Origin of the sequence: Pseudoalteromonas sp. SK18 (assembly GCF_001974855.1) — a bacterium.
GTDB lineage: Bacteria > Pseudomonadota > Gammaproteobacteria > Enterobacterales > Alteromonadaceae > Pseudoalteromonas.
This window is the reverse complement of sequence record NZ_MTQB01000010.1, coordinates 1-12,501: the sequence shown is the minus strand read 5'-3', so window position 1 is coordinate 12,501 and position 12,501 is coordinate 1. Positions and strand designations below refer to the sequence as shown.

Here is a 12,501-nt window from a genome sequence, read left to right as displayed (position 1 = left end):
AATCCCTTTCGGTGTAAATTTATTTGGACCTTAGAGTCCGTTAATTATTAGGAAATTTGTAATGTCTGTAACTAAAGACCAAATCCTTGACGCAATTGCTGAAATGTCAGTAATGGACGTTGTTGCTCTAGTTGAAGCAATGGAAGAAAAATTCGGCGTAACTGCTGCAGCTGCTATGGTAGCAGGTCCTGCTGCTGAAGCTGCTGAAGAGAAAACAGAATTTGACGTAATCCTTACTGGCGCTGGCGCTAATAAAGTTGCGGCAATCAAAGCTGTACGTGGCGCAACTGGTCTTGGCTTAAAAGAAGCTAAAGCTCTAGTTGAAGCTGCTCCAACTCCAGTTAAAGAAGGTATCTCTAAGGAAGAAGCTGAAGCTCTTGCTAAAGACCTTACAGAAGCTGGTGCTGAAGTTGAGGTTAAGTAATCTAGCTTTTGCTAGGTTCGCTGCCTGAGAAATCAGGCAAGGGCTGGTGATTATTTAATCACCGGCCTTTTTGCGCTATAGAGCGACTATTCTTATAGCGCAAATAAAATCTGATTTATTCTTTAATTTCAACGCTTTATAGTTTGCTAGTGTTGAGGTGGGATTAAGTTGGAACAACAGTTAAATGTTGTACATCTTGGCATAGATGCCAGTTAAGTCTGTTCTTACAAGAACAGGTCGGGTCAAAGATCAGCAAGCTGAGGAACCCCATGGCTTACTCTTATTCTGAAAAGAAACGTATCCGTAAGGATTTTGGTAAACGTCCACAAGTTTTGGATATACCTTTCTTACTGTCAACACAGTTAGAATCGTTTAAAAAATTCTTAGTCCCGGACGCTGATGGCGATCATGGTTTGGAAGCTGCCTTCCGTTCTGTGTTCCCAATTAAAAGCTACTCGGGAAATTCTGAGCTTCAATACGTAAGTTATCGTATTGGTGAGCCAGTATTCGATGTAAAAGAATGTCAAATTCGCGGTGTGACTTATTCTGCTCCACTTCGCGTGAAACTGCGTCTTGTAGTAATGGACAAAGAAGCTCCAGGCACAGTTAAAGACATTAAAGAGCAAGAAGTTTACATGGGCGAAATTCCGCTCATGACCGATACCGGTACTTTTGTAATCAATGGTACAGAGCGTGTTATCGTTTCTCAGCTACACCGTAGCCCTGGTGTATTCTTTGATAACGACCGCGGTAAAACTCACTCGTCAGGTAAAGTGCTTTATAACGCACGTGTAATTCCTTACCGTGGTTCATGGTTAGACTTCGAATTTGATGCAAAAGATAACTTGTATGTACGTATTGACCGTCGTCGTAAATTACCGGCGTCTATCATCTTACGTGCACTTGAGTACACGAGTGAAGAAATCTTAGATATCTTCTTCGATACTACTGCGTTTGAAATTGCAGACGGTAAAGTTCTTATGGAACTTGTACCTTCACGTTTACGTGGTGAAACTGCCGCTTTTGATATCAAGAGCGAAGACGGTGAAGTCCTTGTTGAAAGTGGTCGTCGTGTTACGGCTCGTCACATCAAGAGCATCGAGAAAAAAGGCATTAAGCAATTAGAAGTACCACATGAGTACATCATCGGCCGTGTATTAGCGAAGAACTATGTTGATGAATCAACAGGTGAAATCATTGCTACTGCGAATGACGAGCTAACGCTTGAAATGATGGCTGAATTGGTTAAAGCCGGTCACACTACTATTGATACGTTATACATCAATGAAGTGGACAGCGGCGCTTACATGTCAAATACATTGAACATTGACTCGTCAAGCAACCGTTTAGAAGCACTAGTAGAAATTTATCGCATGATGCGCCCAGGCGAGCCACCGACGAAAGACGCGGCTGAAGCCTTATTTGAGAACTTATTCTTCTCAGAAGAACGCTATGACTTATCAACAGTAGGTCGTATGAAGTTCAATAGCCGTGTTGGTTACGATTCAGACACAGGCCCTGGCACATTAAGCAAAGAAGACATCGTAGCGGTTATGAAAGTATTGATTGCTATTCGTAACGGTGTTGGCGATGTTGATGATATAGACCACTTAGGCAACCGTCGTATACGTAGTGTTGGCGAAATGGCTGAGAACCAATTCCGTGTAGGTTTAGTACGTGTAGAACGTGCTGTACGTGAGCGTTTAAGCTTAGGTGACCTAGATGCGATAATGCCACAAGATCTTATTAACGCTAAGCCTATTTCGGCAGCAGTTAAAGAGTTCTTCGGCTCGTCTCAGTTATCACAGTTTATGGACCAAAATAACCCGCTATCAGAAGTAACGCACAAGCGTCGTATTTCTGCATTAGGTCCGGGCGGTCTAACTCGTGAACGCGCTGGCTTTGAAGTACGTGACGTTCACGTAACTCACTACGGTCGCGTATGTCCAATCGAGACTCCTGAGGGTCCAAACATCGGTCTAATTAACTCATTGTCTACGTATGCACGTACCAATGACTACGGTTTCTTAGAAACACCTTACCGCAAAGTGGTAGACGGTGTAGTAACTGATGAAGTTGATTACCTATCAGCCATTGAAGAAGGTCAGTTTGTTATCGCACAGGCGAACTCAAACTTAACTGAAACCAATGAGTTTGTAGATGAACTTATTCCATGTCGTCACAAAGGTGAATCAACCTTTATGGGTCGCATGGACCAGCAATATATGGATGTATCACCACAACAGGTGATTTCTGTAGCGGCCGCACTTATCCCGTTCCTAGAACACGATGATGCTAACCGTGCATTGATGGGTTCAAACATGCAACGTCAAGCAGTACCAACATTGAAAGCGGACAAACCGTTAGTAGGTACTGGTATTGAGTTAACACTAGCGAAAGATTCTGGTGTAACGATTGTTGCAAAACGTGGTGGTGAAGTAATGTATGCCGACGCAAGTCGCATCGTTGTTAATGTACATGAAGAAGAACGCATCCCTGGTGAAGCGGGCATCGACATCTACAACTTAACCAAGTACACACGTTCTAACCAAAATACATGTATTAACCAAAAGCCGACTTGTATGGTTGGTGAACCGGTTACTCGTGGCGATGTGTTAGCAGATGGTCCTTCGACTGACTTAGGTGACTTAGCCCTTGGTCAAAACCTTCGCGTGGCATTCATGCCATGGAACGGTTACAACTTCGAGGATTCAATCTTACTATCAGAGCGCGTAGTTGAAGAAGATCGTCTAACGACTATTCATATTCAAGAACTACAGTGTATCGCCCGTGATACTAAATTAGGCTCAGAAGAGATCACAGCAGATATCCCGAACGTGGGTGAATCTGCACTAGGCAAGCTTGATGAATCAGGTGTTGTATATATTGGTGCTGAAGTTAAAGGCGGCGATATCCTAGTAGGTAAAGTGACTCCGAAAGGCGAAACGCAATTAACACCAGAAGAGAAGCTACTACGTGCTATCTTCGGTGAGAAAGCGTCTGACGTTAAAGACAGCTCTTTACGTGTACCAAACTCTGTAACTGGTACTGTAATCGACGTACAAGTTTTCACCCGTGATGGTGTTGAAAAAGATAAACGTGCGTTAGAAGTTGAAGACATGCAGCTTCGCGAAGCGAAGAAAGACTTCAACGAAGAGTTCCGTATTCTAGAAGCCGGTGTTTTAGACCGTGCACGCAAGTTACTTGTGGCAGCTGGTTTCGATGAAGACAACTTAGCGTCACTGAATGCTGAAAAGTTACTAACTCAAAGCCTTGCTGAAGAAGACAAGCAAGCTGAACTTGAGCAACTAGCTGCACAGTACGATGAGCTTAAAGCTGAATACGATAAGAAGTTTGAAAACAAACGTCGTAAAATTACCCAAGGTGATGACTTAGCACCAGGCGTACTTAAGATTGTTAAAGTATACCTAGCTGTTAAACGTCGTATCCAACCAGGTGATAAAATGGCGGGTCGTCACGGTAACAAAGGTGTTATCTCGACTATCGTACCAGTAGAAGATATGCCATACGATGACAAAGGTCGTACGGTAGATATCGTACTAAATCCACTAGGTGTACCATCGCGAATGAACATCGGTCAGATCCTTGAAACACATATGGGTCTAGCTGCACGCGGTATTGGTGAGCGCTTAGAAGAAATGATGAAAGAGCAACGCGAGCTTCATGAGCTACGCGCATTCATCAAACAAGCTTATGAGATCGGTGAATCTCGTCAGGTTGTGGATATTGCTAGTTTCTCTGATGACGAGATTCGTCGTTTAGCTGAAAACTTGAAAGGTGGTTTACCGATTGCTACTCCTGCATTTGATGGCGCGAAAGAAAGCGAAATCAAAGACATGCTAGAGCTAGGCGGCTACCCTAGAAGTGGTCAGGTTACACTTTATGATGGCCGTACTGGCGATCAGTTTGAACGTCAAGTAACTGTAGGTTACATGTACATGCTTAAACTTAACCACTTGGTTGACGATAAGATGCACGCGCGTTCTACTGGTTCTTACAGCCTTGTTACTCAGCAGCCGCTGGGTGGTAAAGCACAGTTCGGTGGCCAGCGTTTTGGTGAGATGGAAGTATGGGCACTTGAAGCTTACGGTGCTGCTTACACTCTACAAGAAATGCTAACAGTGAAATCGGATGACGTGAACGGTCGTACTAAGATGTATAAAAACATCGTTGATGGTAACCATAAAATGGAACCAGGTATGCCAGAATCGTTCAACGTATTGTTGAAAGAAATCCGCTCACTGGGTATCAACATCGAGTTGGAAGAAAATTAAGCCAATTAGATGCTGCAGTTAACGCTGCAGCATCTGTTATGGCTGAATAGAATGTAGGGACGAGAACATCCGTCCTCAAGATTAACTCCGACAGGAGAGCTAAGGTGAAAGACTTACTTAAGTTTCTGAAGCAACAAAATAAGACCGAAGAATTCGATGCAATTCGCATTGGTCTTGCTTCACCAGACATGGTTCGTTCATGGTCATACGGTGAAGTAAAGAAACCTGAGACTATTAACTACCGTACTTTCAAGCCTGAGCGCGATGGCTTATTCTGTGCCCGTATTTTCGGCCCAGTGAAAGATTATGAGTGTTTATGTGGTAAATATAAACGCCTTAAACACCGTGGTGTGATCTGTGAAAAGTGTGGCGTTGAAGTAACACTCACTAAAGTGCGTCGTGACCGTATGGGTCATATAGAACTGGCAAGTCCAGTTGCGCATATATGGTTTTTAAAATCATTACCGTCACGTATCGGCTTAATGCTTGATATGACGCTTCGTGATATTGAACGTGTTCTTTACTTCGAATCATTCGTAGTAACTGAGCCTGGTATGACAACGCTTGAGCGTGGTCAACTATTAGGTGAAGAAGAATACCTAGATGCACTTGAAGAGCACGGCGATGAGTTTGAAGCGAAGATGGGTGCTGAAGCAGTATTAGACTTACTGCGTGAACTCGATCTTGCTCAATTAATTGCAGAAATGCGTGAAGAGTTACCAACAATTAACTCTGAAACTAAGCGTAAAAAGATCACTAAACGTCTTAAGTTAATGGAATCGTTCCACCAATCAGGTAATAACCCTGAGTGGATGATTATGACAGTACTTCCAGTATTGCCACCTGACTTACGTCCATTAGTACCACTAGACGGTGGTCGTTTTGCGACATCTGATCTAAATGACCTTTACCGTCGTGTTATTAACCGTAATAATCGTCTTAAGCGTCTACTAGATTTAGCTGCACCAGATATTATCGTACGCAACGAAAAACGTATGTTACAAGAAGCGGTTGATGCGCTACTTGATAACGGTCGTCGTGGTCGTGCAATTACAGGTTCTAACAAACGTCCACTTAAATCGCTTGCTGATATGATCAAAGGTAAGCAAGGTCGTTTCCGTCAGAACTTACTTGGTAAGCGTGTAGATTACTCTGGCCGTTCTGTAATCACGGTTGGTCCTACACTTAAGCTTCATCAGTGTGGTCTTCCTAAGAAGATGGCATTAGAGCTTTTCAAACCATTCATCTATGGCAAATTAGAACGTCGCGGCATGGCTACGACAATCAAAGCAGCTAAAAAGATGGTTGAGCGTGAAGTAGCGGAAGTATGGGATGTACTAGACGAAGTAATTCGTGAACATCCAGTATTACTTAACCGTGCACCAACACTTCACCGTTTGGGTATCCAAGCGTTTGAACCTGTGCTTATCGAAGGTAAAGCGATTCATTTGCACCCATTAGTATGTGCGGCCTACAACGCCGATTTCGATGGTGACCAAATGGCGGTACACGTACCGCTAACAATTGAAGCGCAGCTTGAAGCTCGTGCGTTAATGATGTCTACAAACAACATCTTATCGCCAGCTAATGGTGAGCCAATCATCGTTCCTTCACAGGACGTTGTATTAGGTCTTTATTACATGACGCGTGATCGTATTAACGCGAAAGGCGAAGGCGCCGTTTTTAAAGATCCAAAAGAAGCAGAAAAAGCATACCGTAGTGGTAATGCCGACCTTCACGCGATAGTGAAAGTACGTATTAGCCAATCAGTTAAAAACGAAGAAGGTGTTGTTGAAGACACTGTAACCGTGATTGATACTACTGTTGGCCGTGCGATTCTGTCTCTAATTTTACCAAAAGGCATGCCGTATGAGTCAATCAACCAAGCCCTAGGTAAAAAGCAGATTTCTGGCTTAATTAATGAGTGTTACCGTCGTCTTGGTCTAAAAGACACAGTTATGTTTGCTGACCAAATCATGTACACCGGTTTCCACTATGCAATGAAGTCAGGTGTTTCAATTGGTATCGATGACTTAGTTATCCCACCAGTTAAAGCATCAATCATTGAATCAGCTGAAGCTGAAGTAACTGAAATCAACCAACAATTCCAATCAGGTCTTGTAACGGCTGGTGAAAAGTACAACAAAGTTATCGATATCTGGTCACGTGTAAATGAAAACTTATCACGTGAAATGATGGCCAACTTGTCAAAAGACACGGTTATCAATGCCCAAGGTGAAGAAGTAGAGCAACCGTCATTTAACTCAGTGTTTATGATGGCCGACTCAGGTGCTCGTGGTAGTGCCGCTCAGATCCGTCAGCTAGCAGGTATGCGTGGCCTAATGGCACGTCCAGATGGTTCAATCATCGAGACGCCAATCACGGCTAACTTCCGTGAAGGTCTAAACGTACTTCAGTACTTCATCTCAACGCACGGTGCGCGTAAAGGTCTTGCCGATACAGCACTGAAAACAGCGAACTCGGGTTACCTAACGCGTCGTCTAGTAGACGTTGCACAAGATTTGGTAATCAATGAAGACGATTGTGGCACAGAAGATGGCTTAACAATGAAACCGCTAATTGAAGGTGGTGACGTTGTAGAAGCACTTCGCGAACGTGTACTAGGTCGTGTTGTTGCTGAAGATGTTGTAATTCCAGGTACTAATACAGTACTTGTAGAGCGTAACATCATGCTTGACGAAAAACTGTGTGACCTTTTAGAAGAGCACTCAGTAGATGAAGTTCGTGTACGTTCAGTTATCACCTGTGATAACGACTTTGGTGTTTGTGCTAAGTGTTATGGTCGTGACCTTGCACGTGGTCATATCATCAACGCGGGTGAATCAGTAGGTGTTATCGCGGCACAGTCAATCGGTGAGCCGGGTACACAGCTTACGATGCGTACCTTCCACATCGGTGGTGCGGCATCAAGAGCGTCTGCTGAAAATAATGTACAAGTTAAAACAAACGGTACATTAAAACTTCACAACGCTAAATATGTATTAAATACAGACGGTAAGATTGTTATTACCTCACGTTCTACCGAGATCACTATCATTGATAGCTATGGTCGTGAGAAAGAACGCTATAAAGTACCTTACGGTGCGGTATTAACAGTGCAAGACAATGCAGAAGTTCAAGGTAACGACATCGTTGCTACTTGGGACCCGCATAGTCACCCAATCGTTCTTGAGCATAAGTCAAAAGTATCGTTCAGCGATATCGATGATTCAAACACTGAAGCACAGACTGATGAACTAACCGGTTTAACCCGTGTAGTTGTTAAAGATCTTGCTAAAGCGAATGCGAAAGAGCCGAAACTTATCATTGAAAGTGATGAGCGTGGCTTGCAAGAAACGCGTCTTCCTTCATTCACCACGATTGAAGTAACTGACGGCGCGATTGCAAACCCAGGTGACGTGTTAGCACGTATTCCGCAAGAAGGTTCGAAAACTCGTGATATCACGGGTGGTCTACCACGCGTAGCCGACTTATTTGAAGCACGTAAGCCGAAAGATCCAGCTATTTTAGCTGAAATCACCGGTACGATTAGCTTCGGTAAAGAGACTAAAGGTAAGAAACGTTTAGTTATTACACCAGCTGAAGGCGATCATTACGAAGAAATGATTCCTAAGTGGCGTCAACTTAACGTGTTTGAAGGTGAGCAAGTGTCTAAAGGTGAAGTTATCGCCGATGGTCCAGAATCACCGCATGACATCTTACGCCTACGTGGTGTGACTCATGTTGCTAACTACATTGTTAACGAAGTGCAAGAGGTTTACCGTTTGCAAGGCGTTAAGATCAATGATAAGCACATTGAAACTATTATTCGTCAAATGCTACGTAAATGTATCATTCTAGACGGTGGTGATACTGAGTTCTTAGCCGGTGAGCAAATTGAAGTGGCACGCGTTAATATCGCAAACCGCGACCTTGAAGCTCAAGGTAAGATCCCAGCTAAGTTTGAAATCCAGTTAATGGGTATCACAAAAGCATCACTAGCGACAGAATCTTTCATCTCAGCAGCCTCGTTCCAGGAGACAACTCGTGTCCTAACTGAAGCCGCTGTAAATGGTAAGAGCGATGAACTACGCGGTCTGAAAGAAAACGTAATTGTGGGTCGATTGATCCCAGCCGGTACCGGTTTTGCGTATCATCAAGAGCGTATGGCTCGTCGTAAGCAAAAAGACGTTGTTGAAGAGCAAACGGTAAGTGCAGAAGAGGCAACTCAAGCACTAACTGATGCTTTAAACGCGGATTTATCTGGAAATCAATAAACCGAACCTAATCAATAGATTAGAGTTTCGCAAGGCAGTTATCTGCTGCCTTGCAAGCGGTTTAGGTTGACAGGTCAATCTTTGCTCATTAAAATTCCGCCACCCATTTACTTGCACGTTTAAAACATGCTGGTAAAACAAGGGCGGATTTTTTATTTTTTTCAGTAGTAATTTTAATTTCAGGAGCTATTTAAATGGCAACTATTAACCAGCTAGTGCGTAAGCCACGTCGTAGCAAGGTTACTAAAAGTAACTCAGCTGCGCTTAAAGCGTGTCCGCAAAAGCGTGGTGTATGTACTCGCGTATATACAACTACACCTAAGAAACCAAACTCGGCGTTACGTAAAGTAGCTCGTGTACGTTTAACTAACGGTTTCGAAGTAACTTCATACATCGGTGGTGAAGGTCATAACCTTCAAGAGCACAGTGTAATCCTAATCCGTGGTGGTCGTGTTAAAGATTTACCAGGTGTGCGTTTTCACACTGTACGTGGTGCACTTGACTGTGCAGGCGTTAGCGACCGTCGTCAAGCTCGTTCTAAATACGGTGCAAAACGCCCTAAAGGCTAATTGTTTTCCGTTAGTAAGGCCAAGCACTAAATATTATTAATTATTGTTTTGGGTGATTGTTCCAAAAGGACAAACCTGAATAAACCGGAGATACAAAATGCCTAGAAGACGCGTAATAGGTCAACGTAAAATTCTTCCAGATCCTAAGTTCGGATCGGAACTTCTTGCTAAATTCGTTAACATCGTAATGTTAGACGGCAAGAAATCTACTGCTGAAAAAATCGTTTATGGTGCGCTAGACGTGGCTGCTGAGAAATCAGGCAAGTCGCACCTAGAAATCTTTGAAACTGCACTTGATAACATCCGCCCACAGGTAGAGGTTAAATCTCGCCGTGTTGGTGGTTCAACTTATCAAGTACCAGTTGAAGTACGTCCAGTACGTCGCAACGCATTAGGTATGCGTTGGTTAGTAGACGCTGCACGTAAGCGTGGCGAAAAATCTATGGGCTTACGTTTAGCTCAAGAAATCGTTGACGCTGCTGATAACAAAGGCACTGCGGTTAAGAAACGTGAAGACGTTCACCGTATGGCTGAAGCGAACAAAGCATTCGCTCATTACCGTTGGTAATCTGTCCTTAACCTTTAAGAGGATTTTATGGCACGTACAACTCCACTTGAGCGTTACCGCAATATCGGTATTTGTGCTCACGTAGATGCAGGCAAAACCACCACAACAGAACGTGTTCTGTTCTACACAGGTCTTTCTCATAAGATCGGTGAAGTACATGATGGCGCCGCAACTATGGATTGGATGGAGCAGGAACAAGAGCGTGGTATCACAATCACTTCTGCTGCAACAACGTGTTTCTGGAAAGGGATGGACGCGCAATTTGACGACCATCGCATCAATATTATTGATACCCCAGGACACGTAGATTTCACTATCGAAGTAGAGCGTTCTTTACGTGTACTAGATGGTGCGGTAGTTGTTCTTTGTGCTTCATCGGGTGTACAGCCGCAAACTGAGACAGTTTGGCGTCAAGCGAACAAATACGAAGTTCCGAGAATGATCTTCGTAAATAAAATGGATCGCACGGGCGCTGACTTCTTAACGGTTGTAAGCCAGGTGAAATCTCGTCTTGGAGCAACGCCTGTTCCAGTCCAGCTGCCTATTGGCGCTGAAGACGACTTTAAAGGTGTTATTGACCTTATTAAAATGAAAGCCATTAACTGGAATGATGAAGACCAGGGGATGACTTTCTCTTATGAGGCAATACCGGCAGAACTTCAGGAACTAGCTGAAGAATGGCGCTCTCACTTAGTTGAAAGCGCTGCTGAAGCTACTGAAGAACTAATGGATAAATACTTAGAAGGTGAAGAGTTAAGCGAAGCAGAAATTAAAAATGCTTTGCGTCAACGCACATTAGCGAACGAAATTGTTCCCATGACGTGTGGTAGTGCATTTAAAAACAAAGGTGTTCAAGCTGTGCTTGATTGCGTTGTTGAATATATGCCCTCACCAACACAAGTGAAACAAATCCAAGGTATCTTAGAAAATGGTACTGAGGAAGAGCGTCCTGCTGATGATAAAGCGCCGTTTGCTGCACTTGCTTTTAAGATTGCAACAGACCCGTTTGTTGGCACTTTAACCTTTTTCCGTGTTTACTCTGGTACTGTTAAACAGGGTGACGCGGTATATAACCCAGTAAAAAGTAAGCGTGAGCGTCTTGGTCGTATCGTTCAGATGCATTCAAACTCACGTGAAGAGATCAAAGAAGTCTACGCAGGCGACATCGCGGCGGCTATTGGTCTCAAAGACGTAACAACAGGTGAGACACTGTGTGATCCGAACTCTATCATTACGCTTGAGCGTATGGAGTTCCCAGAACCAGTTATCTCTGTTGCGGTTGAGCCTCGCACAATCGCTGACCAGGATAAAATGGGTATCGCGCTAGGAAAACTAGCGGCAGAAGATCCGTCTTTCCGCGTACAAACTGACGAAGAATCAGGCCAGACTATTATCTCTGGCATGGGTGAACTTCACCTTGATATCATTGTCGACCGTATGAAACGTGAATTCAGTGTTGAATGTAACGTTGGTAAGCCGCAGGTTGCATACCGAGAAGCTATTCGTTCAACTGTTGAAGTTGAAGGGAAGTTTATACGTCAATCAGGTGGTCGTGGTCAATATGGTCACGTCTGGCTTAAACTTGAACCGATGGATATTTCGGATGATGAAGCCCCAATTTACGAGTTCGTTAACGAAACCGTAGGTGGCTCAGTACCGAAAGAATACATCCCTGCGGTAGACAAAGGTATCCAAGAGCAAATGGCTCAAGGTGTACTGGCAGGCTACCCATTACTTGGTGTTAAAGCGACTTTATATGATGGTTCATTCCATGATGTAGATTCGAATGAAATGGCATTTAAAATAGCAGGTTCACTGGCTATGAGACAAGGTGCGCTAGATGCAAACCCTGCACTTTTAGAACCAGTAATGAAGGTTGAAGTACTCACTCCTGAAGCAAACATGGGTGATGTAGTTGGCGACCTAAACCGTCGTCGCGGCATGATCGAAGGCATGGAAGATGCACTTGGTGGCCTTAAGCAAATTAATGCTGTGGTACCACTCTCTGAAATGTTCGGTTATGCGACTGCTTTACGATCTGCAACACAGGGCCGTGCCTCATACTCTATGGAGTTTTTGAAGTACGCTGAAGCCTCTAAGCAGGTTGCAGATACAATAATTTCAGCTCGCGCTGTAATATGATTTTTAGCTTGTTTAACTTAATAGTGAGTTAGACTTTAATTTCTTTATTAGGAATTTTTTAAGATGGCAAAAGCAAAGTTTGAACGCGTAAAACCGCATGTAAACGTAGGTACAATCGGCCACGTTGACCACGGTAAAACGACATTAACAGCAGCAATCACTAACGTACTTGCAAAAGTATACGGCGGTGTTGCTAAAGATTTCGCATCAATCGATAACGCTCCAG

At 43.7% G+C, this 12,501-nt stretch carries 7 protein-coding genes; all 7 read left to right on the top strand.

From position 1 onward, the window contains the following. Positions 1–61 precede the first annotated feature (61 nt). Positions 62–424, top strand: coding sequence for a 50S ribosomal protein L7/L12 (rplL, locus tag BW139_RS09170; protein ID WP_008108465.1), 363 nt, complete (start codon positions 62–64; stop codon positions 422–424). A 269-nt stretch (positions 425–693) separates the two neighbouring features. Then, a complete protein-coding gene (gene rpoB, locus BW139_RS09165) occupies positions 694–4,719 on the top strand; it encodes a DNA-directed RNA polymerase subunit beta (protein ID WP_008468836.1) in 4,026 nt (1,341 codons plus the stop codon). 104 nt (positions 4,720–4,823) lie between these two features. Further along, positions 4,824–8,996 (top strand): DNA-directed RNA polymerase subunit beta', encoded by a 4,173-nt coding sequence (gene rpoC / locus BW139_RS09160; protein ID WP_076919438.1) that lies wholly within the window; start codon positions 4,824–4,826, stop codon positions 8,994–8,996. Between the two features lie 194 nt (positions 8,997–9,190). After that, the gene (gene rpsL, locus BW139_RS09155) at positions 9,191–9,565 is read left to right on the top strand and encodes a 30S ribosomal protein S12 (protein WP_002958885.1); all 375 of its coding nucleotides are present in this window, start codon (positions 9,191–9,193) and stop codon (positions 9,563–9,565) included. A 97-nt stretch (positions 9,566–9,662) separates the two neighbouring features. Continuing rightward, the gene (rpsG, locus tag BW139_RS09150; RefSeq protein ID WP_010392135.1) at positions 9,663–10,133 is read left to right on the top strand and encodes a 30S ribosomal protein S7; all 471 of its coding nucleotides are present in this window, start codon (positions 9,663–9,665) and stop codon (positions 10,131–10,133) included. A 27-nt stretch (positions 10,134–10,160) separates the two neighbouring features. Further along, positions 10,161–12,275 carry an elongation factor G gene (gene fusA, locus BW139_RS09145; RefSeq protein ID WP_008108486.1) on the top strand — a complete coding sequence of 705 codons (2,115 nt, stop codon included), beginning with the start codon at positions 10,161–10,163 and terminating at the stop codon, positions 12,273–12,275. A gap of 63 nt (positions 12,276–12,338) precedes the next feature. Beyond that, positions 12,339–12,501: GTP-binding protein (locus BW139_RS09140; RefSeq protein WP_246175643.1), on the top strand; the 163-nt coding region annotated here is incomplete at its 3' end.

Coding starts and splice junctions, on each gene's coding strand:
- rplL (WP_008108465.1), top strand. CDS start 62: ATGTCTGTAACTAAAGACCAAATCCTTGACGCAATTGCTGAAATGTCA.
- rpoB (WP_008468836.1), top strand. CDS start 694: ATGGCTTACTCTTATTCTGAAAAGAAACGTATCCGTAAGGATTTTGGT.
- rpsL (WP_002958885.1), top strand. CDS start 9,191: ATGGCAACTATTAACCAGCTAGTGCGTAAGCCACGTCGTAGCAAGGTT.
- rpsG (WP_010392135.1), top strand. CDS start 9,663: ATGCCTAGAAGACGCGTAATAGGTCAACGTAAAATTCTTCCAGATCCT.
- fusA (WP_008108486.1), top strand. CDS start 10,161: ATGGCACGTACAACTCCACTTGAGCGTTACCGCAATATCGGTATTTGT.